The following is a 25,384-nucleotide window of genomic DNA, read 5'->3' on the forward strand; positions in this document are numbered from 1 at the left end:
TGCAGCAGTATGCGGGCGGGTGAATATACCCTGTTGCGTACACTGTCAACTATGACCCTCTCAGGCAACAGCGAGATCCAGCAAGTGATCGGCGAGGCGTTGGCGTCGCGCCCATACTCACACGACCAGCGGGCGGTGACGAACGTCACAGCGGTGATCACCGTGGAACGCGACCTGCGCTTCCTGCCGCGCACACTGGAATCGGTGCTGCGGCAAAGCGTATTGCCATCGACGATCGTCATCGCCGATTGCTCTGGGAACACCGTCCAGTCCGTGCAGACCGGTTTCGAGATCATCCCCACGGTGGCCGAGGTCTATCAGGAGGTGCCTGAACCGCAACACATCAGCGTGCAGCTCGTGCGCGTGACCCAGGCCAAATCGTTCGCGGATGCGGTGACCAAGGTGCTGCGCACCGCGCAGATCGATACGTCGACGAAGATGCTGTGGCTGTTGCACGATGATTCCCGGCCGGCTGACGACCGCTGCCTTGAGGCGTTGCTCGACGCGTGGCGCAACACCCCCACCGCCGCGCTGCTTGGCGCCAAGCAGCTTGACTGGGAAGGCACGCACCTGCATGCGGTCGGAGCCTATGCCGCGTTACACCGCGTGACGACACTCGTCGTGGATGGCGAACCCGACCAAGAACAATACGACACGCGCCGTGACGTGTTCGCCGTCTCACTCGCCGGCGCGCTCGTGCCGATGAACACGCTGACCGCCGTGGGCGGCGTCAACCCGTGGTTCGGCACCTTCGACGAATCCGATGACTTCTGCCGCAGGCTGTGCCGCAACGGCAAGCGTGTGGTCGTCGTACCGCAGGCCCGTATCGCGCACCGGCGCGCCCGGTGGGACGGCGTGCGGTCCAAAGGCGGCGAGCCAATCGATCAGGATGATGCGGCCAATACCTCGATGGCACAGCTTTCCGGCGAACAGAAGTACCGGTACACCGACATCAATGCCCTATGGTGGCCATTGGCCTGGATCGCCGGCCTCATCGTCGCGGCCGCAAGCGCCCTCCGCCTGCTGTTTCGCAAAAACCCATACCGGGCGTGGTGCACGCTGTGCATGCCCTGGATCGCGCTCTGTGGCATTCCCGGAGCGCTTGGCGCACGCCACCGCCTCAAGAAGGCGAGCACCGTGCCATGGCGTACCTTGGCGCCATTGACCGCCGACCGACAGCAGATCAGGCAATGGCATGCGCGCATCAACGCCTTCAACGACCAATGCAACAATGTGGTGCTCGACCCGCTCGCCACCGCCCATCTGCGCGCGCGCCTCATCCGGCGCTGGGCGCTTGCGGCCACGGCGGCGGCGCTTGCCCTGATCTGCACCGTCATCATGTACTGGGGCATCCTACGGTACGCGTTCGCCGATACCTCGATGTACTCCAACCAACTGCTGCCGACCGATGCGACATTCCGCCAACTGGTGGAATCAGCCACCACACCATGGGTGTTCGGCATCGGCACCGGCATCCCCGTACCGCCAACGCCATGGCTTCTGGTGCTCATGGTGTGCAGTGTGTGCACCGGCGGCCATGTGAGTGTGGCGATGGCCCTCATCTTCTTCCTTTCCGCGCCATTGTGCGTGCTATCGTTCTGGGCGCTCGCCGGCGTCGTCACCCGCTCCGATACGGTCCGTGTGCTGTGCGGCCTGCTGTGGTACGGCTGTGCGCTTGCGTTCGGGCTCTACGCCGAAGCGAACCTGCCTATGCTCACCGTCATGGTGTTCCTTCCCGGTGCTCTGGCGTTGTCGTTCAAAGCGGTCGGCCTGTACCGCACGGAAGCACCCGTCAATCCGCGCTCATCAATCCAAGCCGCTGCGGCGTCCGCCCTCATGTTCATCCCCGCCGTCGCGGCCGAACCGCAATTGCTGCTGGCTCTCATCGTGATCTTCGTGGCCTTCCTCGTCTTCGTGCGCAGGCACCGCCTCATGCTGCTGCTGATTCCGTTCCCGGCGGCCTTTGCATTGGCACCGACCCTCGTCAACGCCGTGCGGTACTGGGGAGACGGCATGTGGCGCCAACTGTTCGGCGACATCATGGTGCCGGTCGTCACGGTGAACGGCACCCCGGAGATCCTCAACCTCAACGCGCTCATCTGGCGCACCTTCGGCATCGACGCGCCGCAGACGTGGTCGGCATGGGCCACGCCTCACGGCATCCGCGACGCGTGCATCATCATCACGATGATCATGATCGTCATGGTCGCCATCATCGCCCTGTTTCGCCCATCCGTGTTCCGCGCGTGCCGGATCCTGTGGACGGTGGCGATCTGTGGATTCGCGCTCGCCATCGTCTCCGCGGCAGTCGTCGTGGCGGTCATGCCGTATGGTGTGGCCGGAGGCTCGGTCCTGCCGGGCGTTGCGCTCGCCGCATGCGGGCTTCTCGCTTCGGTGGCATTGATGGCAGGTTCGGCCGTCAAACCGTTCAACCGGCTCACGGAAGAGTCCGCATCGCCGTATTCCGCTGGCCGCATCGGGCGTGGCGCCATCGCTGTGCTGCTTGCCGTGGCCACGGCCACATGCTGTTGGTATGGCTGGTCCATCGCCACCCGTGACGGCATCGGCATCACCGGATCAGGCTTGCCGATGGTCGCGCGCGACTACCTTGACCAGCAGGGCGACCGGCGCATCCTCGCGTTGCGTGCGAGCGGCAACGGCACCGTCGAGTATTCGGTCATGCGCACGGGCCGCGGTGACCTGATCGACAGTTCACCGGCATACCGAGTGAGCGCGGCATACGGCCTGCAACATGACACGGACGATGAGCAATTGGCTCGGTTGAGCGCACATCTGCTGGCGAACAGTGACGACGACGCCATCGCCACCCTGAGCGACTTGGGATTCGGCGGCATCCATGTGGTCACTGGCGGATCCGGTGATATCAGCGCTCGCGCGAGCGAGCAATTGCTCGCCAACGTCACGGCGTCGCAAGGCACGCAATCGGTCGTGAGCAACACCGATGGCACCTATTTCCGTCTAACGCTCAACGCCACCCCCAGCCAGCACATCGACGCCAGCGCACAGCATCTGGTCCAGCACAGTCCATGGCGTTCCGCATGGCTCTGGTGCCTCGGCATCATCGTGGTGTTGTACTGCCTCGTGGCCATTCCGCGGCGCCGCACCGCCGCAAAGGAGGAACAGGAATGAACGCGCACACCAGCCGCAAGTCGATCGATCAGGCACACCATACACGAAAAGCGATCGTCACGACCGCCACCGGCGCCATTGTGGCGGCGCTCATTGTGGGACTGGCCGTATTGCCGGTTGAAGGCGTCGGCGCTGACACTGCGCAGGTCTCCAATGCGCAGGTGCGGGAGACGGTCAGCCCCAAACAGATTGTGCAATACTGCCCGGCCCAGATGGGTTTGGCTGATACTGAGGCCTTTGGAGACACGGAATTCCAGGCGAGTGTGGGCAATCTGCAATCGAGGCGCAGGTACGCCGCGTTCGGATCGATTTTCCATGCGCAGTCGCGCAACCTCACCGATGCCGATGGCGTGGATGCGGCTGTGCTCGAAAGCCCCACCCGGGACGACGGTGCGGTGGCCTATGTCTCATCGGCACAGAACGCGAACGACCCCTCGGTGCTGGAGACCCGTGTGCTCAGCGCGCAAAGCGGCACCGGCGCCACCGGGGCTCTGGCATCGTGGGCCACCGAAGGAGATATTCCGGGAGTGGCGGCATCGGCATGCGTTTCCACCCAATTGCTGCAGCGGTTCCTCGTGCCCGCCACAACCACGGGGAACACGCAGCAGCTCATGCTCGCCAACACATCCGACAAGCCCACATCCGTGGACATCGCCGCGTGGGGCACAGAAGGCGGGCAGATCGCGCTCTCCACGTCGAGCACCGTGACCGTGCCGGCCAACGGGCGCAGCACCGTCATGCTCAATGCGGCTGCCCCCGGGCAGCAGGCGTTGTATGTCACGGTCACGAGCCAGAACACGCCGGTCGGGGCGGTGATCCGGTCAGTGGCGATGGACGGTCTGACACCGAAGGGCAATGACTTCATCATGCCGTTGCGCGACGCCTCCACAGAGCAGGCCATGCCCATCGGTGAGGACTGGGACGGTGCCATGGTGTATGCCTTCGCGCGCCACGATACGAAGGTCACCTTGTCGTGGATCACCGACCATGGGCTTGTGTCCATGGATTCGTTCTCGATCGCCGCCGGCGCGGTGGCCACGCATGAGGTGGGGAAGGCCCCGCAGGGTGCGGTCGCCGTCTATGCGCAGAGCGATGACGATTGCATGCTGGCAATGCGTGTGACGGCCTCCGGTGACGAAGGGCAGCGGGATTATGCAGTGGTGAACGCTGAACCGGCCATGCATCAAGCCGCATTGGCGATTCCCGCGGATGTCTCGTCGAATATGGTGGTCGCCAACATGAAGGAGTCGCAGGACACGGTGACCTTTGTCGGTTACGATGCCTCCGGCAAGCGTGTGGGGGAACATGATGTGGATGTCGACGCCAATTCGGCCGTCACCCTGACCCCGGGTGAGATCGGCAAAGGCGTCGTGGCGGTGGAGACGGCCGGGAAGTCCGGATCGTTGGTATGGGGGGCGTTCCTTGCGAACGATTCCATCGAGAAGGGCGGTCTGGCCGGCATCGCATACTTGCCCGCCGCATCGCTTGAAGTGCAACGCCAGATCGTCACAGCCCGGAACGATGCGTCCATTGTGCGCTGAACAGAACGGTCATGCGCCGAAATCTGGGTCGATCTCGTCTGGTCTCCGTCCATAGAGTTCCGCGATGCGCACCACAAGCTCATCGCGGATGGCGAACTGCAGATCCATACGGTTGGGGGAGTGGGCCTGCAACGGCATGCGGTACAGCACCACGCGCGCCGGTATGCCGTGTTCGGCGGGGAATCCTTGCGAGAACAGCATCGGTTCCGATTCCCACGGCGCCGGCTCGGATGGCGGCACATCCTCGACGGCGAATTGGAGTGGGGCCACCAGATCCGGCCACGCTTCGGACAACCGTCGGATCTGGGCCACGACCATGTCGTCGAACATGCCGCTTCTGGTGCGGTACCGCGGCAGACGCGTGCCGAACATCGGACGGCGCAGCCCGCGTCCATGGCGGTTGCGGTAGACTTTGGCATTCCACGGAGGTTGTAACATGCCTCCAACTGTAAGCCATCGGCACGGCAATGCTACGATACAGCTACTGTACGGAAGACCTGCCGTCACCTAAGGAGGCAACATGGGCGAACCGGTGAGCGTGGATTGCGCGCAGGTGGACATCAACGCGCTATGCGAGAGGATGCGTGTGGCCGCCTTCGATCTGGACGGCACCCTCGCCCGTTCGAAGAAACCGATGCACCCGGACATGGCGCAGGCGCTGTCCACGTTGACGACCCTGATGCCGGTGGCCATCATCTCTGGCGGTGCCATGCCGTTGCTGGAAAGCCAGGTCACTGACGTGCTCACCGACATGGCCGACCGCACGCACCTCCACCTCATGCCAACGACCGGCACCCGCTACTTCCGGTGGTCCGGCGGGGCATGGGTCCCCATCTACCAGCGCGATCTCGCCACCGAAGACCGTCGGGCGGCCATCGCGTCGCTGGAACGCCACGCCCGCGCCATGGGATTGTGGGAGGAGCACACATGGGGAGACCGCATCGAGGACCGCGGAAGCCAAATCACGTTTTCCGCGTTGGGCCAGCAGGCGCCGGTGGACGCCAAAGAGGCATGGGACCCCACCAATGAGAAGAAGAACAGGCTCGCCCAGGCGGTGCAACAGGACGTGCCGCATCTGCTGGTGCGCTCCGGCGGCTCCACAAGTGTGGATGTGTCCGGCCGGGGCATCGACAAATCCTACGCCGTACGCGAGCTCGCCCGTATCCTCGATGTGCCGGTGGAATCGATGATGTTCGTCGGCGACCGACTAGACCCCGACGGCAACGATTATCCTGCGGCGAAAGCAGGGACGATGGCGATCCGGGTCACGGGGCCCGAAGAGACGCTGCGTCTGTGCACGGCGATCATCGAGTGGTACGATACGCACCGTCCCCGCATGTCATGAACAGGATGTCAGGCGCCGCTGCCGCCGTGACCGATGCCGTGCACGCTGCGCGCGATGTGCTGTTCTCGCGCGGCTGTGCGGGGTGTGGCGCTCCGGACGAAGTGCTGTGCGCCACATGCATGCGCGGTCTGGCGCAGCCGGTGCGCTTCGACCTTCCGGCCACTGTGTGCGGGGTCGGCATGGCGTGTGGGAGCTATCGCGGTCCATTGCGACGTGCGGTGCTCGCGTGGAAGGACCATGGCGACGCCGAATGCGACGGTCCGTTCAGTGACGCCATGGCTGCGTTGCTGCATTCCGAGCCACTCTACGGCGCACTTGCCCATGTAAAGGCCGTGGGCATTGTGTCCGCGCCGTCGTCATGGCTATCCATCTGTACGCGTGGCCGCAGTCAGCTTGACCCGATTGCCGATGCCTTGGCCGTGCAACTGCGCGCATGGGGAGTGGATGCGCGCGTGCACCGCGCATTGCAAGTCAGGCGAGTACGCACCAAATCGGTGCAGACGTCGTCCGCACAGGGGAGACGTGAGCGCGTCGCCGGCCATATCCGCTGCCGGAACAGTGTGCGCCTGCCTGCTGGCATGCCGGTCATCGTCATCGATGACATCGTCACGTCGGGAGCCACCATGCGCGAATGCATCGATGTCCTGCGTGCACGGGGCAATACGGTGCTCACGGGGCTGGCACTCGCCCATACGCCGCCGCGGGCACCGGATCGATCATAATTCGTCGTCGCCCTGTCCGGTGATCTGCGGATAGCGGGGGAGCACGATTTTAAAATTGACGCCGCGGGGGTCATTGATGACCTGCACGGTGCCGCCATGGAGCTGCGCCGCCCAACGCGCGATGGACAGGCCGAGCCCGGTACCGCCCGATTCGGTTCCCGGACCGGACTTGCCCTTGACGAAGCGGCGGAAGATGTCGTTGCGCACCGATTCGGGGATATGCGATCCAAAGTTGACCACATTGACCACGATGGTGTCATTGCTGTCGTCGTCGTGGGCCTCGATCAGAATCGCCGTATTGTCGGGCGAATGCTTCAGCGCGTTGGCGATGATGTTGGTGAAGAGCTGGTGCAGTCGCGCCTCGTCGCCCTCCAGATTGAGATCATCAGGAATCCGCTGTTCAATCGTGTGTCCATGGTCGGCGTCCGTATATTCGAGCGGTCCGGTGGTCTCACTGATGAACTCGGCGAGGTGGATGGGCACAATCTCCAGACTCGCGGCGCCCGCTTCCAGACGCGACAGGTCCAACAGGAACGAGATGAGGTCCGAAAGCCTGTGTGTCTGCGTGAGGATGCTCTCCATGTTCGCGGGGGTCGGTTCCACAATGCCATCCGCCATGTTCTCGACCATCGCCTGCAGCGCCGAGACCGGCGTGCGCAATTCATGGCTGACGTTGGCGATCATGTCGCGCCGCATCTGGTCGGCATGTTCGAGTTCGTCCGCCATGGTGTTGAACGCGGCGGCGAGTTCGCCCACTTCGTCACGGCTGCTCTTCTTGAGATGCACGCGCGCGGAATAGTCGCCTTCGGCCATGGCCTCCGCCGCGTCGATCATTTGGGCCAAAGGACTGGTCCGATGCCGGGATGTGACGTAGGTGAACACCAGTGTCGCGGCGATGGCGACTGGCAGCGCGATCCATCCGTTCAATCCAAGCATCGTGGCGATCCATGCGAGCACGAATGCCAGGACGCTCGAAACGACGATCAGAATGGTCAGTTCCGCACGTAAGGAGATGGGGCGCTTCGCATCACGTTGTGCTTCGTCGCGCCCCATCTTGGTCTTGGTGGTCGGCATCACTGCTCCGGCGGTTCAAATGCGTAGCCGACCCCATGCACGGTCCTGATGGTGCTGGAACCCAGCTTGTGGCGCAGGGCCTTGACATGCGAATCGACGGTGCGGGTACCGGAGGCGTCGACCCAATCCCAGACCTCCTCGAGCAGTTGCTCGCGTGTCAGCACGGACTTCGGCTTGCGCGCCAAGGTCGTGAGCAGGTCGAATTCGGTCGGGGTCAGGTGCACGGCTTCGTTGTTGAGCGTCACACGGCGTGTGGCTGGGTCGATCACGATTGAGCCGAAATCGAGGATCTTCGCGTCCTCGCTGTTCTTGGCGATCACTTTGGCGCGTTCCACGCGGCGCAACAGCGCCTTGCACCGCGCCAGCAGCTCGCGCATCGAAAACGGCTTGGTCATGTAATCGTCCGCACCGGCGCTCAGACCGATGATGACATTGGTCTCATCGTCACGCGCGGTGAGCATGAGCACAGGCACCGGGTGGTGCGACACGATGCGTTTGGTGGCCTCGACGCCGTCCATGCCCGGGAGCATCACATCCATGATGACGAGGTCGGGGCGCACTTGTACCGCCGCACGGACGGCGCTGATGCCATCCTGCGCCACATGCACATCCCATCCTTCAGACGAAAGCCGCTGAGCGATCGACGAGGCGAGTGTCGGTTCATCCTCGACGACCAGGACGGTATGCGAAGGTTTGTCATTTTTTGAAGCCATGACTTCTGGTCTTTACTCTCATTGGTTGTCCGGAACCAGGAATACGGCTCCCAGCGCCGGAACAGTGATACGAGTGGACCAATCACGTGAGTGGTACGCGCCCGCATTGGCTTCGATGTCGGTGTTGTGGATATCGGAACCGCCGTATTTCTTGTCATCCGTGGTGAGCACCTCACGCCAACGGCCGCCCTGCGGCAGCGGCACTTGGTATTCCTGCCAGGCGGTTCCAGAGAAGTTCACCACGACCACCATCTGCTCACCGTTCTTGCCGATGCGCATGAAGCTCAGCACATTGTGGTCGCTGTCGTCACTCGTCAGCCACTGGAAGCCGTCGGGGGTGAAATCCTGGCTCCACAAGGCAGGTGACTGCACATACAACTTGTTGAGGTCACAGACCAGCTCCTGCACCCCACGGTGGTTCGGCCAGTTCAGGCAGTTCCAATCCAGCTGGTTGTCGTAGTCCCATTCGCCGTACTGCGCCAGTTCATTGCCCATGAACGACAGGTTCTTGCCCGGATGTGCCCACTGGTACGCGAACAGTGCGCGCACGCCGGCATACCGCTGCCAATCATCGCCCGGCATCTTGCCGAAGAGCGATCCCTTGCCGTAGACGACCTCGTCATGGCTGATCGGCAGCACATAATGCTCCGAATAGGCGTACACCATCGAGAACGTGATCTCGTTGTGGTGCCATTTGCGGTTGATCGGCTGCTCATGCAGGTATTCGAGCGTGTCGTGCATCCAACCCATGTTCCACTTGAGGCCGTAACCCAAGCCTCCCTGGTCGGTCGGCGCGGTCACGCCCGGGTAGGCGGTCGATTCCTCGGCGATCATGACGATGCCGGGATTGTTCTTGTACGCCGTGGCGTTGGCTTCCTTGATAAAATCGATCGCCTCGAGGTTCTCGCGGCCGCCGAACTTGTTCGGGTGCCACTGACCGGGTTCGCGGCTGTAGTCGAGGTAGAGCATGGACGACACCGCATCCACGCGCAGGCCGTCGATGTGGTATTCGTCAAGCCAGAAGCAGGCGTCCGCCACGAGGAAGTTGCGCACCTCACGGCGCCCGAAGTTGAAGATGTACGTGCCCCAGTCCGGGTGCTCGCCGCGTGTCGGGTCCGGATCCTCATACAGCGGGGTCCCGTCGAAACGGCCGAGTGCGAAAGCGTCCTTGGGGAAGTGCGCCGGCACCCAGTCCATGATGATGCCGATACCCGCCTGATGGAACTTGTCCACCAGGTACTTGAAGTCGTCAGGGCCGCCGAGACGGGAATCCACCGCATAATAGCCGGTGACCTGATAGCCCCACGATCCGGAGTACGGGTATTCCTCAAGCGGCATGAACTCCACATGGGTGTAGCCGAGCTTGAGCACGTACGGCACAAGTTCGTCGGCGAGCTGGCGGTAGTCATGCACGTCGGAACGCCAGCTGTTGGCATGCACTTCGTAAATGCTCATCGGGCCTTCATGCGGGTCGGTCTGCGCGCGTTTGCCCATCCACTCGTCATCCTGCCATGTATGGGTGGAGTCGACGACGATCGATCCGGTGCGCGGCGGAATCTCATGCGAGCGTTCCATCGGATCGGCCTTCATCTCCCAATTGTTGTAGGTGTTGAGGATGTGGTACTTGTAGATCTCGCCGTCCTGCACACCGGGAACGAAGAGTTCCCAGACGCCCGAGGAACCGAGTTCGCGCATGGCGTGGCACGTGCCGTCCCAATTGTTGAAGTCGCCGACGACACGCACGGCATGGGCGTTCGGCGCCCAGACAGTGAATGCGGTGCCGACCACCTGACCGCCGTCGGTGCCATCCGCGGAGCCCATGGAGTCGTCATAGCGCTTCACATGGGCGCCCATCGCCTCCCACAGACGCTCATGGCGGCCTTCACCGAACAGGTAGAGGTCCATGTCGCCCACCGTGGGCAGGTAGCGGTAGGGGTCATCCTGCGTGCTCGTCGTGCCGTCTTCGGCGACCGTGCGGATGCGGTAGTCGGGAACACCGTATCCATCGTCGGTTTTCACGGCCGGCACAACGGCGACAAAGACACCGTTGTGCTCCGGCTGGGCCTGCGTCTCGCCGTCCTTGGTGACGATCGTCACCGACTGGGCCTTCGGTCGCAATACACGGATCGTGCACGTGTCCTCGTACTGGCCGGAGCCCAGATGGCCTCCGAGGATTTCGTGGGGGTTGTAGAAGGCAGCATGGCTCACTGCGTCCAGCTGATCGTCGTTGACGGGGACGATGGCCTGAATGTCAAATGTATTGTTTGTCATGTAATGAGAATAAGCCAGTCGCGGCGCTCGCGGGGCGCGTTTTGCGTAAATTAAGTCTGTTTTTCAACAAAACTTCACAAGTCCACCGAAAGTGCCATAATTGTTTGGGTTTTATGGTTATTCTCACGGAGGATTCATGGGTTACAAGGTCGGCGACATGGTCGTGTATCCACGTCACGGGGCGGCAAAGGTTCAAGCCGTGACCGAGCGAACGGTCAAGGGTGTGACCCGTGAGTACCTCAAGCTTTCGGTCCTGTCGAGCGACGATCTGGAGATCTTCGTGCCCGTCGACAACGTCAAGAAGGTCGGCGTGCGCGACATCGTCGACGGTGACGAGGTGGCCAAGGTCTTCGAGATACTGCGCACGCCGATCATCGAGAAAGAGATGAACTGGTCGCGTCGCTACAAGCTGAACGTTGAGAAGATCTCGACCGGCGACGTGAACAAGATCGCCGAGGTTGTGCGCGATCTTGCGCAGCGGGACGTGGACGAGCACGGTCTTTCCGCTGGGGAAAAGCGCATGCTCACCAAGGCGCGCAGCATCCTGACATCCGAGATCGCCCTTTCGGAGAAACTCGAAGAGGAGGAGGCCCAGCGTCTGCTCGACGTCAACCTCGGCTACTCCGAGCCGCAGCCGGGCGATGAGGACCACCACACCCAGGCCCCTGAAGAGGCCGCCTCCGACACGTTGGCCCGTCTGGAGTCCGAAAACAAGAAGTCGAAGAAGAAGTGAACGAATCGTTGCGCATAGGGCAGGGGGTCGACGCGCATCGGTTCGCCGACGAGCGCGATCCCCGGCCCCTTATGCTCGCAACACTTGCATGGGACGGCAATGGAATCGAGGGGGATTCCGACGGCGATGTAGTCGTGCACGCCATGATCGATGCGTTGCTCTCCGCCGCGCATCTGGGTGACATCGGCACATTGTTCGGCGTGGGGAAGTCGTCTCAAGGCGCGGGTATGAGCGGTGCCGCGATGCTCACCCGTACCATGGAACACCTGCATGCGCATCGATGCACACCATGCAGCATCGCGGTGTGCATCATCGGCAACCGGCCAAAACTCGGCCCCCGCCGTATCCAAGCGGAAACGCAGCTGTCCGCAATCTGCGGATGCCAGGTCTCACTGACCGCCACCACGACCGATGGCATGGGGTTCACGGGCCGCGGCGAAGGCATTGCCGCCACGGCCACCGCGCTTGTCGAAGTACGCTAGGCGCGCACATACCCGCTTACGCCGTGCGGTGGCGCGCCGCCTCGATGCCTTTCGCAATGCCCCAGCATAGCGTGGAGAGCGCGACGATGATGAAGCTCGGGGGAGCGGGGAACATCGCCGACAGCACAAGGCCACCCCAGATTGACACAAGGCAGAGGGCGGTGGCGACGACGATCGCGCGCATCGGCGTGGTCGTGACCATCGTGGCGGTGGCGGCGGGAGTGACCACCAGCGCGAAGATGAGCAATGTGCCTACCGCCGGCACGGCGATCGTGATCACTCCGGCGAGCACCGCCATGAACAGCACATTCATCAGCCCGATCGGCACGCCCTTTGCCTGTGCCACCTGCTCGTCGAGCGAGCTGAACAGCAGGGGACGGTAGGTGACGGCGAGCACGGCCAGCAGCACGACGTCGAACGCCGCGAATCCAACGATCTGCGCTGGGGTGACCGTGAGGATGGAACCGAACAGGATGGATTGGAACTGTTGCGAGGCGGAACTGGACATACGGGCGAAGAACAGACCAAGGCCAGTGGCGAAGGCGAGCACCGTTCCTGTGGCGATTTCGCGTTGCGACGCGCGTTTGCCCAGTGCCGCAATCACCAAGGCGCCGCCAAGCGCGAACGCGCCCATGCCGAATGAGACGGGAAGTCCCAGCAGCACCGCTCCCGTTGCTCCGGGCAGACCGATGTGCGCCAAGGCATGTGCCGCGAACGTCGAATTGCGCGCGATGGTGAAATACCCCACCACGCCGGCGGCGAGCGCGATGCACAGCCCGGCGATGAACGCGTTGAGCATGAAGGGGGACGTAATGGTCAAGACCCACTGCGGGTCGTAGGTGAGTGAATTCATGTGCACAGGGTCTTTCTACTGTCTACCGTGCGCGGTCGTGGTCGTATTCATGGTGGTGGAATTGCGCGACTTCATCGGTGCGGTGCGTGTCGGCGGATGCGTCCGGCTTGGTGAGCGCCGGGGTCACGAACATGTCGCCCTGCGGCGTGGTCACGACCTGCACTGTCGTGCCGTATAGGTGGGTGAGCAGGTCGGAATCGAGCACCTGGTCAAGACGGGCGTAATGCGGATGCCCGTCGAGCAGATACACCGCGCCATCCAGAATGGGAAGCAGCATGTTGAGGTCGTGGGCGACGATCTGGATCGTCATGCCAAGCGTTGAGTTGAGTTGCGCGAGAATGCGCACCGTGGCGCGTTGGCTCGCCAAGTCGAGGTTGGCGAGCGGCTCGTCGAGCATCAACAGTTCGGGATCGCTCACCAGGGCCTGGGCGATGGCGACGCGTTGGCGCAGACCGCCCGACAATTCGGACAGGCGCAGTTTCGCCTTGTCGGCGATGCCGGTGAACTCCATGGCCTCACGCGTCTTCGCCCGCTGGGCCCGCGTGACGGGGTGGATGCCGAACCGCGTGCCGGTCAATCCCAAGAGCACGGATTGTTCGGCGGTCAGGCTCGAGTCGATGTCGGACGTATAGCTTTGCGGCACATAGCCGATGCGCGCGTTGTTCGCGCCCGGCGCGCCGCCAAGCACACGCATGCTGCCATGCGACAGCGGAATCAATCCCAGTTCGGCGTTGAGCAGCGTCGTCTTGCCGGCGCCGTTCGTGCCGACGACCGCGGTCACGGTGCCACGGGGAATGGCGAAGGTGCCATGGCTCCATATGGTGGTGTCACCGCGGCGGATCGCGGCGTCCGTGCAGACGATGCACGGATCGTCCGCGGTGACGCGCGTGCGCGTCTGTTCCATCAGTACTCCTTTGTGTGCGGTGTTCGTGTGTCCCGGTGTCGCTCAGTCGGCTTTCGCGGACGAACGGGTGGTTGTGCTCGTCCGCGGGCTGGGGTTTTCGCTTGACGCGGACCCGTCGTCTTCGGCCGAGGGGACGAACGACGGGTCGACTTTCTCCGTGATCTGTGTGAAGAGCACGTCGATCCAGTCGGTAAGGGTCTTGTAGTTGCTTGGCATCTGTTCGGTGACGGCCTGCACCGGGATGTTCGCGCTTTGGGCGTCCTTGACGAGTCCATCGGTCAGCTCGGTGGCGGTCTGTACACCATTGACGAACAAGTCCACGCCGTCATCGGCGAGCATCGCTTTGAAATCGTGCATATCCGCGGCGGTGGGCTCGGTGTCGTTCATCATCGCCTGCGTGTACCCCTGCGGCGTGCGGTCCTCGAAGCCCATGTCGCTCATGAGGTAATACGCCACATCCTCGGTGGCGGCGTATGTTGTGTCCGGATGTGCCTTGCTGAACTCGTGGATATGGCGTTCCAACGTGTCTTCACGCTCCTGCCATGCCTTGAGGTTCTTTGAGAACGTCTTCTTCTCGCCTGGCCGTAGGCGGCTGAAGGTGTCGGCCAGTTCGCTCGCGATGGCGAAGCGGGCGTCGCGCGAGAACCACAGGTGGGGATTGTCGCCATCCATGGCACCCACGATGTCGCTCACGGAGATGCATGTGGTGGATGACGCCATGTTCTTGCTTGCCCACGTGTCGTAGCCGGCGCCATTGACAAGCACCACGTCCGCGTTGCGCAATGCCTTCACATCCTGTGCCGTGGGGTCGAAGTCATGGGCGTCGACTGTGGCCGAGGAAAGGATCGACGTCACCTTCACGTTGTCACCGCCAATCGCGGAGGCGAGCGACCCCCATTGGTTGAGGGACGCGGTGAGCGTGATGGGTCCGGTAGGGGTCTTCGTCGCGCTCGCGGTGGGGTGTTCAGGCTGCGGGTTGAAGCTGCAGGCGGCTGCCGCCAGCACCATGGCCATGGCGCACAGCGCTCCCATGGCCATGCGGATGCGTGAATGGAATCGTGCGTGCGTCATGGTGTGGTCCTCCGTTGATGCGATGCATCCCGTATGCCGTACCGTCGTGAGACGGTACGGCGGCGCGGGCTCCCCACGTCATACGATATGGCGAAGCGAATCGAACAGGAAAGGTGCTTTTCTCATGGCAATCATACTCGACGGCAAAGCGGTGGCGGCGCAAGTGAAGGCCGATTTGGCTGAGCGTGTACAGCGGCTGCGCGCTCATGGCGTGGTTCCCGGACTCGGCACGGTGCTCGTGGGCGAAGACGCGGGGTCGGTGAAATACGTTGCCGGCAAGCATAAGGATTGCGAGGAGATCGGCATCGCCTCGATCAGGCACGATCTGCCGGCGGACATCACGCAGGAGGAACTGCTTGGCGTCGTCGGCGCGCTCAACGCCGACCCCGCATGCACTGGATACATCGTGCAATTGCCGCTACCGAAGGGCATCGACGCCAATGCTGTCATCGATGCGATCGACCCCGCCAAGGACGCCGATGGCATGCACCCGTTCAATCTCGGCGAACTCGTACTGCATACGAGTGGCCCCTTGACCACGCCGCTGCCGTGCACACCGCGAGGTGTGATCGAACTGCTCGACCATTATGGCGTGGACCTGCACGGCAAAGAGGTGTGTGTGCTGGGGCGTGGCATCACGATCGGCCGCACCATCGGCCTGATGCTCACGCGGCGCGACGTGGATGCCACCGTCACGTTGTGCCATACGGGCACTCGGGACGTGTCTTCCCATATCCGTTCGGCAGATGTGGTGATCGCGGCGGTGGGCAAGGCTGGGTTCGTCACGCCCGAAGATGTCAAGCCCGGTGCGGTGCTCGTCGATGTGGGCGTCTCGCGTGTCTATGACGATGAGGCGGGCCGCATGCGCATCAAGGGCGACGTGGACCATGGCTGTTACGGCGTCGCGGGCGCATACACCCCCAATCCGGGCGGCGTGGGGCCGATGACGCGGGCGATGCTGCTGCGCAATGTGGTCGAGGCCGCGGAACGCTCCGCCGGCCTTGCCTGAACACCCTGCGACACGCCCGAAATCCGTGGAAGGATTTGGGCATGGCTGCGGTTAGTATAGGTGATTGGCTGACTGAAAGGCCGGCCTTACGCATAACTGAAGAACGAACCTATCCATCCAACTATTTGTAAGAACCACATTAATGGCACAGAACAATACAGAAGTCGAAAAGGTCGCCATCAACGACATCGGCACCGTCGACGACTTCATCAAGGCAGTCGATTCCACCATCAAGAACTTCAGCGATGGTGATCTGGTTGAAGGTACCGTCGTCAAGGTCGATCGCGACGAAGTCCTCCTGGACATCGGCTACAAGACTGAGGGTGTCATTCCCTCGCGTGAGCTTTCCATCAAGAAGGACGTCGATCCGGATGAGGTCGTCAAGGTCGGCGACACCATCGAGGCCCTTGTCGTCACCAAGGAAGACAAGGAAGGGCGTCTGATCCTGTCCAAGAAGCGTGCGCAGTACGAGCGCGCTTGGGGCGACATCGAGAAGATCAAGGAAGAGGACGGCGTTGTCGAAGGCACCGTCATCGAAGCGGTCAAGGGTGGCCTCATCGTCGACATCGGTCTGCGTGGCTTCCTGCCGGCATCGCTCGTCGAGATGCGTCGTGTCCGCGACCTGTCGCCGTACATCGGCCAGAAGATCAAGGCCAAGATCCTGGAGCTCGACAAGAACCGCAACAACGTGGTCCTGTCCCGTCGCCAGTACCTCGAGGAGACCCAGTCCGAAGTGCGCGAGACCTTCCTTTCGCAGCTCAAGAAGGGCCAGATCCGCGAAGGTGTGGTCTCCTCCATCGTCAACTTCGGCGCATTCGTCGATCTGGGTGGCGTTGACGGCCTGATCCACGTCTCCGAGCTGTCCTGGAAGCACATCGACCACCCGTCCGAGGTCGTCAAGGTCGGCGACAAGGTCACCGTCGAGGTGCTCGACGTCGATCTCGACCGCGAGCGCATCTCGCTCTCGCTCAAGGCCACCCAGGAAGATCCGTGGCAGCGCTTCGCGCGCACCCACGTCCCCGGCCAGATCGTGCGTGGCAAGGTCACCAAGATCGTGCAGTTCGGTGTCTTCATCTCCGTTGAAGACGGCATCGAAGGCCTCGTGCATATCTCCGAGCTCGCCAACCGCCACGTCGAGAACCCCGAGACCGTTGTCAAGCCGGGCGAAGAGGTCTTCGTCAAGGTCATCGATGTCGATCTCGACCGTCGCCGCATCTCGCTGTCGCTCAAGCAGGCCAATGACTCCGTTGACCCGAGCTCCGAGGACTTCGATCCGGCCCTCTACGGCATGCCGGCGGAGTATGACGAGGAAGGCAATTACAAGTACCCGGAGGGCTTCGACCCGAACACCAACGAGTGGATCCCCGGTTACGAGAAGCAGCGCGAGGAATGGGAATCCCAGTACGCCGCGGCCCACGATCTGTGGGAGCAGCACAAGGAATTCGTCGCGAAGGAACTCGAGAATGCCGAGGCTTCGGCCGCCGAAGACGGCCAGAACGCCGCCAACGAAGAGAAGGTCGAGGAAACCTCGAACTACTCGTCGGAGACCGAGTCCACCGGCACGCTTGCCGATTCCGACCAGCTGGCCGCTCTGCGTGAGCAGCTGCTGAGCGAGAAGAAGTGAGTGGCTGGGCATTAGCTTCGATCTAGGAGGCGCCATGCGCAACGCGCGCATGGCGCCTCCTGCCATATGGGTCTTGTGGGGCGTGTGCATGACAAGGAGGCAATATCATGCAGACCATTGGGGGGGAGCAGTGCATACGCGTCGCGCTCACGGGCGGCATTGCCGCGGGCAAAAGTACCGTCGCGTCCAGAATGGCTCAAGATGGAGCCGATGTGATTGACTATGACTTCCTTGCGCATATCCTGCAGGAACCATGCTCGCCGGCCATCAACCCGCTCGTGGGGGCGTTCGGCCCCGGTATTCTGAACGAGAGGGGTGGCATCGACCGCCGTGCACTGGCCGAGCATGTGTTCGGCGAGGGCGTGCCGCAAAACGCAGTCGCCACGCTGAACAGCATCATGCATCCGCAAATCTATGAGCTTGCCCGCAATAGGGAACGGCAGATCGTGGGCGACGGCCGCAAACACGTCATCGTCCATGACATCCCGTTGTTGGGAGAGGTCATGGAATCGATTCCGTTCGCATTCGACGCTGTGGCCTGCGTTGTGGCGCCGGAAGATGTGCGTGTACGCAGGCTTGTTGATACGCGTGGCATGTCCGAGGAGCAGGCGCGCGTGCGTGTACGCGAGCAGGGCGATGACGCTTCCCGGTTGCGGTACGCCGATGTCGTCATCGACGCAACCCAGCCGTTAGAACAGATGTTCGATTATGTTGATAATCTCGTTGAGGAATGGTTCGACGAGGAGTAAGGATCGCCATGGGATTCAATATCGAGCGCACCGACAAACCGTTCGTGGTCAAGTCACCGTACAAGCCTTCTGGTGACCAGCCCCACGCGATTGAAGAACTCGCCACGCGCATCGAGAACGGCGAGAACGACGTCGTACTGATGGGCGCGACCGGCACCGGAAAAACCGCCACCACGGCGTGGATGGTCGAACGGCTGCAGCGCCCCACGCTGATCATCGAGCCGAACAAGACACTCGCCGCGCAGCTGTGCGCGGAATTCCGCGAACTGATGCCCGACAACGCCGTCAGCTACTTCGTCTCGTACTACGACTACTACCAGCCCGAAGCGTATATTCCGCAGACCGACACCTACATCGAAAAGGATTCCAATATCAACGACGACGTGGAACGCCTGCGCCACGCCGCCACGGCGAATCTGCTCACGCGGCGCGACTGCGTGGTGATCGCCACGGTCTCGTGCATCTACGGCCTCGGCACGCCGGAGGAGTACGCCGGGCGCATGCTGTTCCTCAAGGAAGGCCAGCAGATCGACCGGGACACTTTGCTGCGCCAGTTCGTCGACATGCAGTACAAACGCAACGACATCGCCTTCGCCCGTGGCACATTCCGCGTGCGCGGCGACACGGTGGAGATCATCCCGGTATACGAGGAGCTCGCGATCCGCATTGAGTTCTTCGGCGACGAAATCGACCGCATCTCCACGCTGCATCCCCTGACCGGCGATGTGATCGGTCAGGAGAGCGAAGTGCACATCTTCCCTGCCTCGCATTACGTGGCCGGTCCAGAACGCATGGAGCGCGCGCTCTCGTCGATACAGAAGGAACTCGACGAGCGGGTGTCCGAACTGCGCAAACAGGGCAAGGAACTTGAGGCGCAACGCCTGAGCATGCGCACCACGTACGATCTGGAGATGCTCGCCCAGGTGGGCGTCTGTTCGGGCGTGGAGAATTATTCGCGGCATTTTGACGGCCGTGCGCCGGGTACGCCGCCGCACACCCTGCTTGACTTCTTCCCTGACGACTTCCTGCTCGTCATCGATGAGTCGCATGTGACCGTGCCGCAGATCGGCGCGATGTACGAAGGCGATGCGAGCCGCAAACGCACACTCGTCGAACATGGCTTCCGCCTGCCGTCCGCCATGGACAACCGGCCACTCAAATGGCCTGAATTCCTTGATCGCGTGGGGCAGACCGTCTATCTTTCCGCGACGCCCGGTGACTATGAGCTCGGCTTGAGTGACGGCGTGGTCGAGCAGATCATCCGCCCGACCGGGCTCGTGGATCCGAAAGTCGAGGTGCGTCCGGTCGAAGGCCAAATCGACGATCTGCTCGCGGAGATCAAAGACCGCGTGGCGAAGCGCGAGCGTACGCTTGTGACGACGCTGACCAAGAAGATGGCCGAGGACCTGACCGATTACCTGCTTGAACGCGGCATCAAGGTCGAATACCTGCATTCCGATGTCGATACATTGCGGCGCGTCGAGCTGCTGCGTGAACTGCGCGAAGGCAAGATCGACGTGATCGTCGGCATCAACCTGTTGCGTGAGGGCCTCGATCTGCCTGAGGTCTCGCTCGTGGCCATCCTCGACGCGGACAAGGAAGGCTTCCTGCGCTCGTACCGTTCGCTCATCCAGACGATCGGCCGCGCCGCGCGCAATGTGTCGGGCATGGTGATCATGTACGCCGACGAGATGACAGCGGCCATGGACAAGGCGATCGGGGAGACCGACCGGCGCCGCGAGATTCAGATTGCCTACAACAAGGAACATGGCATTGACCCCAAGCCGCTCATCAAGAAGATCAGTGATGTCAACGACATGCTCGCGAAAGAGGATGTGGATACGCAGACCTTGCTCGAAGGCGGCTACCGCAACGCCAACAAGGCCGGCAACTCCCATCTGGGGGTGCCTTCGATCAGCGCCGAGGAAGCGGACCGCCGCCATGAGGAGATCCTCAAGGCGGGGCTGCCGGCGCAGGATCTGGCTGATCTGATTCGCCAGCTTTCCGACCAGATGCACACGGCCGCCGAACAGCTCCAGTTCGAGCTTGCGGCGCGTCTGCGCGACGAGATCCGCGACTTGAAGAAGGAACTGCGCGCCATGACCGAAGCGAAGCGGTAGGCATACAGGGCGGCGGAACTGTGGTTCCGTCGCCAACGCTCCGTAAGCTTGGTGCTTATGGCTGAGACACCCGTAGCATTCATGATCGGCACATACATTGTGCTGGCCGTCTTCTTCATCGTCGACCTGTTCGTGCTGGGCCGGCGCCCACATGTGCCTTCCACCAAGGAATGTGTGCAGCATATCGTGTTCTTTGTGGCGATGGCCCTCATCTTCGGCGGGCTGATCTGGTGGATCGCCGGATCCAAGCCCGCCATCGAGTTCTATTCGGGTTGGCTCACCGAATATTCGCTCAGCATCGACAACCTCTTTGTGTTTGTCATCATCATATCGAATTTCGCCGTGCCGAAGAAGCTGCAGAAATTCGTACTGTCGGTCGGCATCACGATCGCGCTCGTGCTGCGCGGCGTGTTCATCCTCATTGGCGCCGCGCTCGTGGAGCGGTTCACATGGGTGTTTTTCCTCTTCGGCGCCTTCCTGATCTATACGGCCGTCAAAGTGGCGCGAGGCGAAGACGATGATGAGGAGTTCCATGAGAATGCCCTCATCCGCGTCTTGCGCAAGTTCTCGCGAATCACCAACGATTACGAGGGGGAGAAGCTGCGCGTCACGAAGAACGGCGTCAAGTACTGGACGCCGATGCTGTTCGTGTTCCTGACGATCGGCACGACCGACGTCATGTTCGCCTTTGACTCAATCCCTGCGATTTTCGGCCTGACGAAGGATCCGTTCCTCGTGTTCACGTCGAACGTCTTCGCACTGCTGGGCCTGCAGCAGCTGTACTTCCTGCTTGGCGCATTGCTCGACAAACTCGTCTACTTGCCGCTCGGCCTGTCCGTGGTGCTCGGGTTCATCGGCGTCAAACTGATCATGGAGGCGCTGCACGGCAACACGCTGCCGTTCATCAACGATGGACAGCCGATCACGGCGGTGCCCGAAGTGCCGACGTGGCTTTCGCTCGCGGTCATTGTGCTTGCCATCGGCGGCGCGGCCCTCGCGAGCGTCGTCAAAATGAAATCCGTGGAATCCAAATGACCCATGGTTGTGCCGCAATGTACCCACATGCCGGTAGAACAGAGAATGTGAGCGCTCACATATGACGCTCCGCGAAACCGCTCCAAAGCACCACCGTGGAGTAAGCTGAAATAGGCATTCGGGCAATCCCCGAAGAAACAACACAGAATAGGTAGGCATTCATGCGTAAAGCAAAGATCGTAGATACCATCGGTCCAGCTACTGAATCTCTCGAAAACCTCACCGCGCTCGTCGAAGCGGGGATGGACGTGGCCCGTCTCAACCGCTCGCACGGCACTCCGGAAGACCATCTGCGCGTGTACAACAACGTGCGCGAAGCATCCAAGACCACCGGCCGCAACGTGGCGGTCCTCGTCGATCTGCAGGGTCCCAAGATCCGCTGCGGCTGGTTCAAGAAGAACGCCGAAGGCGAAGACAAGGTGCAGCTCAAGGAAGGCCAGGAGTTCATCATCACGACCGATGACGTCGAAGGCGATGAACACATCACCTCCACGACGTTCAAGGGCCTGCCGGGCGATTGCCATCCGGGGGACCCGATCCTCATCGACGATGGCAAGGTCCGTCTCGAGGTGACCAAGGTCGAAGGAAACAACGTGCACACCAAGGTCGTTGTCGCCGGCCCGGTCTCGAGCCACAAGGGCATCAACCTCCCGGGTGTCGCGGTGTCGCTGCCTGCGCTGACCGAGAAGGATGAGAACGACCTGCGTTGGGCCATCCAGACCGGCGCTGACATCATCGCCATGTCGTTCGTGCGTTTCGCGACCGACATCGACCGCGCCCATGAGATCATGGACGAAGAAGGGCGCCGCATCCCGATCGTGGCCAAGATCGAAAAGCCGCAGGCCGTGGAGAACCTCGAGGATATCGTCAAAGTGTTCGACGGCATCATGGTCGCCCGTGGCGACATGGCTGTGGAAATGCCGTTCGAAGAGGTGCCACTGGTCACCAAGCGCTGCATCGAGCTGTCCCGCCAGTACGCCAAGCCGGTCATCGTGGCCACCGAAGTGCTTGGCTCCATGGTGCACTCCCCGGTGCCGAGCCGCGCTGAGGCGTCCGACTGCGCCAATGCCGTGCTCGATGGCGCTGACGCCACAATGACCTCGAACGAGACCGCCGTCGGCGAGTACCCGACCGAGACCGTGGTGACGATGAGCCGTATCTCCGGTTACGCCACCGAGCACGGTTTCGACCGTATCCCGAAGCTCAAGGACCTCGACATGTCGAGCACCGGCGCCGTCTCCTCGGCCGCCGTCGACCTTGCCGAGAAGCTCAACGCCAAGGCTATCGTGGCGTACACGCAGACCGGTTCCACCGTGCACCGCGTCTCCCGTGAGCGCCCGGCCACCCCGATCTACGGCCTGACGACCAACGAGCACACCTACCACTGGCTCGCGCTGAGCTGGGGTACCGAAGGCTTGCTGCTCGACGAGGACTACCATGACATGTCCCGCAAGGACCTCATGGTGTTCACCGACGAAGTGCTGCGCAAGGCCGGCAAGGTCTCCAACGGCGACAAGATCGTCGTGCTCAGCTCCGCACAGGGCGACCACAAGCCGGGCCGCACCGACACGATCTACGTGCATACGGTCGGCGCCTGCGACTGATTCCAAGCGCTGAAGGCATACCACATGGCTGGGATGCCCCGATAGCGGCTGTGGGCCGGGTATCTGCATGGTCAGGTATGCGGCCCACATCGTATTCGGGGCCTTGCCCGTGCCGTAAAATACGTCATCATGCGGTGTGTCAGTCGATGCATGTGGTATAGTCGTCAAATGTCGCCGCAAGGCGCACGCCCCTGTATCCCAATTGGTAGAGGAGACAGCCTCAAAATCTGTACAGTGTGGGTTCGAGTCCCACCGGGGGCACAACCGGAGGCCCGCTGAAAAGCGGGCCTCTTTGCATATGTGCCTATGGCGGCCATATGCGCGCCGTGTGCGCGGGAGCCATGGCGCAGGAAACGGAGACCATCGTGGAAGGACTGTGACGGAGATGATACAGCGCTTCGATGATTCGCATATCGTGGTGCATCTCGACCGCATCATGTTGGAACGTGGGGTGTCGTTGACCGAATTATCAGCGCGCGTGGGCATCACGCAGGCGAACCTGTCGAAAATCAAGAACAACCACATCAACGCAATCCGTTTTTCCACGCTTGCCGCAATCTGCGAAGCGTTGGACTGCACACCAGCGGACTTGCTGGAATACAGCCCCTGATTCCGTACGGACGTCCTGTCCGCGGTCCTGTTCGCTGCTGCGGAACGTGCAAAGACCCTGTGCGTACAATGGACACAGCTGTTCAAGGTTGAAAGGAACATCATGAGCAAAGCCACATACCGCAGGTTCGATCCTTGGCGCGCCGCTCCTGTCACTGAGGAATCACGTGAGACCATTCTGTCCGGCCATTACTTCGATATCGACCGCACGTCGTTCGATTCACGCGACATCGGCCATTTCGAACGCCTCATCCTGCATAAGAACAACGGCGATTCGGTCGGGGTCATTGGCCTGACCGACGATGGACTGATTCCGCTCATCGAACAATACCGCATTCCTGTGCACCGTTGGACACTGGAGATTCCCGCTGGGCACGCCATTAAGCAAGGCGAGCGTCCTCTGGATGTGGCGAAGCGCAAACTTGCGGAGGAAGTAGGGTATGAGGCAGAGCATCTTGCGCAGTTCTGCCGCTTCATCAACACCCCGAGCTATTCCACGCAATACACCGCGCTGTTCTTCGCATCGGGGCTCAAAGCGGTGCATGCCGGCAACGACGACGCCCTGATGTCGTCCGTACGCTATTTCACCCCGGAAGAAGCGTTCCACATGGTCAAGAACGGCACCATCCTCGACGCGAAGTCGATCATTGCCATCCAGCGTGTGTACTTCGCGCCCAACCACATGGTGGGTGACGAACATCTGAGCTGAGACCCGGATTTTCATGGTACCGGTGCAATGTGTGGCGCACGCAGGGTGTGCGCTATACTGCATGGAGACCACTTGATGCAATGGTGTTGCATCAAGATTGGCGGCGCAGTGCCAGACGCGGTGCGCGCACATGTACCGGCCTGTCCGTGAGGAATGGGCGGTACACAGGCGCAAGGCATGGCACCGGCCATCATGGTGATGGAACGATGAAACCCTCGGTTGGCGTGGTCCAGCCGGTTCGACAACGCGAAAGAGGCTGTTATGGCACTGGAACACAATGAGCAGGAGCATGAGCAGGAAGTGCTCACTGAAGAGGAACTCGACGATATCGCCCAGCAGGGGAATGGGGACACAAGCGAGCCACAGGCGCAGGACGACGCGCAGCCGAAGCACACCAACCCCACCGTCGTGGTGGCCGAAGACGAATCCGTCAACCGTATGGATCTGGTGGCGATGCTCGAAGACAATGGATACGACGTGGTGGGGCAGGCGGCCAATGGTGAAGAGGCGATTGCGCTGACCCGCGAGCTGCGTCCGGATGTGGTGTGCATGGACGTCAAGATGCCGCACATGGACGGCATCACCGCCGCCGGTGTGATCTGCGACGAGAACATCGCCCCGGTTGTCATGCTCACGGCGTTCTCACAGACCGATTTGGTCAAGCAGGCCATTGGCGCGGGTGCGATGGCATATGTGACCAAGCCGTATGAGGAATCGAAGCTCCTGCCAGCCTTGGCGGTGGCCATGGGGCGTTTCGCGGAGATCAACGATCTGCTCGACAGTGTGGAACGCAACGAGACCGAACTGCAGGCCACACAGGAAAAGCTCAAGGACGCCGAAGAAAAGCTCAAGAAGACGCAAGACACGCTCGAGGAACGCAAGCTCGTCGATCGTGCCAAGGGTCTGCTCATGGACAAGGCCAACTTCTCCGAACAAGGCGCATTCCGTTGGATTCAGAAGACCTCGATGGATCAGCGCATCCCTAAGAAGCGTTTGGCGATGGCCATCATCGAAAAGTACGGTGACGACACCGCGAACGACGACTGATCATCCGAGCCTGATTGGA

At 61.9% G+C, this 25,384-nt stretch carries 21 protein-coding genes, 1 tRNA gene and 1 pseudogene; 16 read left to right on the top strand and 7 right to left on the bottom strand.

Annotated features, from left to right (window positions below; all coding sequences use genetic code 11):
- The first annotated feature begins 51 nt into the window (after positions 1 to 51).
- Positions 52 to 3,150, top strand: coding sequence for a glycosyltransferase family 2 protein (locus OU02_RS03540; RefSeq protein WP_033488774.1), 3,099 nt, complete (start codon positions 52 to 54; stop codon positions 3,148 to 3,150).
- Positions 3,147 to 4,691: a DUF5719 family protein gene (locus tag OU02_RS03545; RefSeq protein ID WP_033488775.1), complete on the top strand. Its 1,545-nt coding sequence runs from the start codon at positions 3,147 to 3,149 to the stop codon at positions 4,689 to 4,691. The genes OU02_RS03540 and OU02_RS03545 overlap by 4 nt, the downstream gene beginning before the upstream one ends.
- A gap of 9 nt (positions 4,692 to 4,700) precedes the next feature.
- On the opposite strand, the gene OU02_RS03550 is transcribed toward OU02_RS03545, so the two are convergent.
- Entirely contained in the window at positions 4,701 to 5,129 is a 429-nt protein-coding gene (locus tag OU02_RS03550) for a metallopeptidase family protein (RefSeq protein WP_080699175.1), read from the bottom strand.
- Between the two features lie 82 nt (positions 5,130 to 5,211).
- On the opposite strand from OU02_RS03550, the gene OU02_RS03555 reads away from it, so the two are divergent.
- Both OU02_RS03555 and OU02_RS03560 read left to right on the top strand, forming a co-directional pair.
- Positions 5,212 to 6,036 (top strand): HAD-IIB family hydrolase, encoded by an 825-nt coding sequence (locus tag OU02_RS03555; protein ID WP_033488776.1) that lies wholly within the window; start codon positions 5,212 to 5,214, stop codon positions 6,034 to 6,036.
- The gene (locus OU02_RS03560) at positions 6,033 to 6,758 is read left to right on the top strand and encodes a ComF family protein (RefSeq protein WP_080720477.1); all 726 of its coding nucleotides are present in this window, start codon (positions 6,033 to 6,035) and stop codon (positions 6,756 to 6,758) included. The genes OU02_RS03555 and OU02_RS03560 overlap by 4 nt, the downstream gene beginning before the upstream one ends.
- Here OU02_RS03560 and OU02_RS03565 read toward each other — a convergent pair.
- The 3 genes from OU02_RS03565 to glgB are packed head-to-tail and all read right to left on the bottom strand — an operon-like array spanning position 6,753 to position 10,816.
- Positions 6,753 to 7,832 carry a sensor histidine kinase gene (locus tag OU02_RS03565; RefSeq protein ID WP_033488777.1) on the bottom strand — a complete coding sequence of 360 codons (1,080 nt, stop codon included), beginning with the start codon at positions 7,830 to 7,832 and terminating at the stop codon, positions 6,753 to 6,755. The genes OU02_RS03560 and OU02_RS03565 overlap by 6 nt on opposite strands.
- Positions 7,832 to 8,545, bottom strand: a complete 714-nt coding sequence (locus tag OU02_RS03570) for a response regulator transcription factor (protein WP_033488778.1) — start codon at positions 8,543 to 8,545, stop codon at positions 7,832 to 7,834. The genes OU02_RS03565 and OU02_RS03570 overlap by 1 nt, the downstream gene beginning before the upstream one ends.
- A gap of 18 nt (positions 8,546 to 8,563) precedes the next feature.
- Entirely contained in the window at positions 8,564 to 10,816 is a 2,253-nt protein-coding gene (gene glgB / locus OU02_RS03575; RefSeq protein ID WP_033488779.1) for a 1,4-alpha-glucan branching protein GlgB, read from the bottom strand.
- A 136-nt stretch (positions 10,817 to 10,952) separates the two neighbouring features.
- Here glgB and OU02_RS03580 point away from each other — a divergent pair, with 136 nt between their 5' ends.
- Positions 10,953 to 11,549 (top strand): CarD family transcriptional regulator, encoded by a 597-nt coding sequence (locus OU02_RS03580; protein WP_033488780.1) that lies wholly within the window; start codon positions 10,953 to 10,955, stop codon positions 11,547 to 11,549.
- A gap of 8 nt (positions 11,550 to 11,557) precedes the next feature.
- Complete coding sequence (gene ispF / locus OU02_RS03585; protein WP_033488971.1) at positions 11,558 to 12,031, top strand: 2-C-methyl-D-erythritol 2,4-cyclodiphosphate synthase; 474 nt, start codon at positions 11,558 to 11,560, stop codon at positions 12,029 to 12,031.
- A 16-nt stretch (positions 12,032 to 12,047) separates the two neighbouring features.
- Here the strand turns inward: ispF and OU02_RS03590 are convergent, their stop codons facing one another.
- The 3 genes and pseudogenes from OU02_RS03590 to OU02_RS03600 form a co-directional block, all read right to left on the bottom strand.
- Complete coding sequence (locus OU02_RS03590) at positions 12,048 to 12,884, bottom strand: metal ABC transporter permease (protein ID WP_033488781.1); 837 nt, start codon at positions 12,882 to 12,884, stop codon at positions 12,048 to 12,050.
- 343 nt (positions 12,885 to 13,227) lie between these two features.
- Positions 13,228 to 13,788 (bottom strand): annotated as a pseudogene (locus tag OU02_RS09205) (ATP-binding cassette domain-containing protein); the annotation flags it as partial.
- A 42-nt stretch (positions 13,789 to 13,830) separates the two neighbouring features.
- A complete protein-coding gene (locus tag OU02_RS03600; RefSeq protein ID WP_101428656.1) occupies positions 13,831 to 14,859 on the bottom strand; it encodes a metal ABC transporter solute-binding protein, Zn/Mn family in 1,029 nt (342 codons plus the stop codon).
- A 124-nt stretch (positions 14,860 to 14,983) separates the two neighbouring features.
- Between OU02_RS03600 and OU02_RS03605 the strand changes: the two genes are divergently transcribed.
- The 10 genes from OU02_RS03605 to OU02_RS03650 all read left to right on the top strand — a co-directional run bounded on the left by OU02_RS03605 (position 14,984) and on the right by OU02_RS03650 (position 25,365).
- Positions 14,984 to 15,868, top strand: a complete 885-nt coding sequence (locus tag OU02_RS03605; RefSeq protein ID WP_033488783.1) for a bifunctional methylenetetrahydrofolate dehydrogenase/methenyltetrahydrofolate cyclohydrolase — start codon at positions 14,984 to 14,986, stop codon at positions 15,866 to 15,868.
- A 142-nt stretch (positions 15,869 to 16,010) separates the two neighbouring features.
- Positions 16,011 to 17,492 (top strand): 30S ribosomal protein S1, encoded by a 1,482-nt coding sequence (gene rpsA, locus OU02_RS03610; protein ID WP_022858591.1) that lies wholly within the window; start codon positions 16,011 to 16,013, stop codon positions 17,490 to 17,492.
- 107 nt (positions 17,493 to 17,599) lie between these two features.
- Positions 17,600 to 18,241 carry a dephospho-CoA kinase gene (coaE, locus tag OU02_RS03615; protein WP_033488784.1) on the top strand — a complete coding sequence of 214 codons (642 nt, stop codon included), beginning with the start codon at positions 17,600 to 17,602 and terminating at the stop codon, positions 18,239 to 18,241.
- Between the two features lie 8 nt (positions 18,242 to 18,249).
- Positions 18,250 to 20,361 (top strand): excinuclease ABC subunit UvrB, encoded by a 2,112-nt coding sequence (gene uvrB / locus OU02_RS03620; RefSeq protein WP_033488785.1) that lies wholly within the window; start codon positions 18,250 to 18,252, stop codon positions 20,359 to 20,361.
- Positions 20,362 to 20,418: 57 nt separating this feature from the next.
- Entirely contained in the window at positions 20,419 to 21,396 is a 978-nt protein-coding gene (locus OU02_RS03625) for a TerC family protein (RefSeq protein WP_033488786.1), read from the top strand.
- A gap of 161 nt (positions 21,397 to 21,557) precedes the next feature.
- Positions 21,558 to 23,000, top strand: a complete 1,443-nt coding sequence (gene pyk, locus OU02_RS03630) for a pyruvate kinase (RefSeq protein ID WP_033488787.1) — start codon at positions 21,558 to 21,560, stop codon at positions 22,998 to 23,000.
- Between the two features lie 187 nt (positions 23,001 to 23,187).
- Positions 23,188 to 23,261, top strand: a tRNA-Leu gene (locus OU02_RS03635).
- A 124-nt stretch (positions 23,262 to 23,385) separates the two neighbouring features.
- Complete coding sequence (locus OU02_RS03640; protein WP_033488788.1) at positions 23,386 to 23,610, top strand: helix-turn-helix domain-containing protein; 225 nt, start codon at positions 23,386 to 23,388, stop codon at positions 23,608 to 23,610.
- 102 nt (positions 23,611 to 23,712) lie between these two features.
- Positions 23,713 to 24,318 (top strand): NUDIX domain-containing protein, encoded by a 606-nt coding sequence (locus OU02_RS03645; RefSeq protein WP_033488789.1) that lies wholly within the window; start codon positions 23,713 to 23,715, stop codon positions 24,316 to 24,318.
- 261 nt (positions 24,319 to 24,579) lie between these two features.
- Positions 24,580 to 25,365: an ANTAR domain-containing response regulator gene (locus OU02_RS03650; protein ID WP_033488790.1), complete on the top strand. Its 786-nt coding sequence runs from the start codon at positions 24,580 to 24,582 to the stop codon at positions 25,363 to 25,365.
- Positions 25,366 to 25,384 lie beyond the last annotated feature (19 nt).

Source organism: Bifidobacterium pseudolongum subsp. pseudolongum DSM 20099 (assembly GCF_000771225.1).
Classification (GTDB): domain Bacteria; phylum Actinomycetota; class Actinomycetes; order Actinomycetales; family Bifidobacteriaceae; genus Bifidobacterium; species Bifidobacterium pseudolongum.

Bases quoted from the DNA above. Each gene is read 5' to 3' on its own strand.
- OU02_RS03540 (WP_033488774.1), top strand. From the start codon at position 52: ATGACCCTCTCAGGCAACAGCGAGATCCAGCAAGTGATCGGCGAGGCG.
- OU02_RS03545 (WP_033488775.1), top strand. From the start codon at position 3,147: ATGAACGCGCACACCAGCCGCAAGTCGATCGATCAGGCACACCATACA.
- OU02_RS03550 (WP_080699175.1), bottom strand. From the start codon at position 5,129: ATGTTACAACCTCCGTGGAATGCCAAAGTCTACCGCAACCGCCATGGA.
- OU02_RS03555 (WP_033488776.1), top strand. From the start codon at position 5,212: ATGGGCGAACCGGTGAGCGTGGATTGCGCGCAGGTGGACATCAACGCG.
- OU02_RS03560 (WP_080720477.1), top strand. From the start codon at position 6,033: ATGAACAGGATGTCAGGCGCCGCTGCCGCCGTGACCGATGCCGTGCAC.
- OU02_RS03565 (WP_033488777.1), bottom strand. From the start codon at position 7,832: ATGCCGACCACCAAGACCAAGATGGGGCGCGACGAAGCACAACGTGAT.
- OU02_RS03570 (WP_033488778.1), bottom strand. From the start codon at position 8,545: ATGGCTTCAAAAAATGACAAACCTTCGCATACCGTCCTGGTCGTCGAG.
- glgB (WP_033488779.1), bottom strand. From the start codon at position 10,816: ATGACAAACAATACATTTGACATTCAGGCCATCGTCCCCGTCAACGAC.
- OU02_RS03580 (WP_033488780.1), top strand. From the start codon at position 10,953: ATGGGTTACAAGGTCGGCGACATGGTCGTGTATCCACGTCACGGGGCG.
- OU02_RS03590 (WP_033488781.1), bottom strand. From the start codon at position 12,884: ATGAATTCACTCACCTACGACCCGCAGTGGGTCTTGACCATTACGTCC.
- OU02_RS03600 (WP_101428656.1), bottom strand. From the start codon at position 14,859: ATGACGCACGCACGATTCCATTCACGCATCCGCATGGCCATGGGAGCG.
- OU02_RS03605 (WP_033488783.1), top strand. From the start codon at position 14,984: ATGGCAATCATACTCGACGGCAAAGCGGTGGCGGCGCAAGTGAAGGCC.
- rpsA (WP_022858591.1), top strand. From the start codon at position 16,011: ATGGCACAGAACAATACAGAAGTCGAAAAGGTCGCCATCAACGACATC.
- coaE (WP_033488784.1), top strand. From the start codon at position 17,600: ATGCAGACCATTGGGGGGGAGCAGTGCATACGCGTCGCGCTCACGGGC.
- uvrB (WP_033488785.1), top strand. From the start codon at position 18,250: ATGGGATTCAATATCGAGCGCACCGACAAACCGTTCGTGGTCAAGTCA.
- OU02_RS03625 (WP_033488786.1), top strand. From the start codon at position 20,419: ATGGCTGAGACACCCGTAGCATTCATGATCGGCACATACATTGTGCTG.
- pyk (WP_033488787.1), top strand. From the start codon at position 21,558: ATGCGTAAAGCAAAGATCGTAGATACCATCGGTCCAGCTACTGAATCT.
- OU02_RS03640 (WP_033488788.1), top strand. From the start codon at position 23,386: ATGATACAGCGCTTCGATGATTCGCATATCGTGGTGCATCTCGACCGC.
- OU02_RS03645 (WP_033488789.1), top strand. From the start codon at position 23,713: ATGAGCAAAGCCACATACCGCAGGTTCGATCCTTGGCGCGCCGCTCCT.
- OU02_RS03650 (WP_033488790.1), top strand. From the start codon at position 24,580: ATGGCACTGGAACACAATGAGCAGGAGCATGAGCAGGAAGTGCTCACT.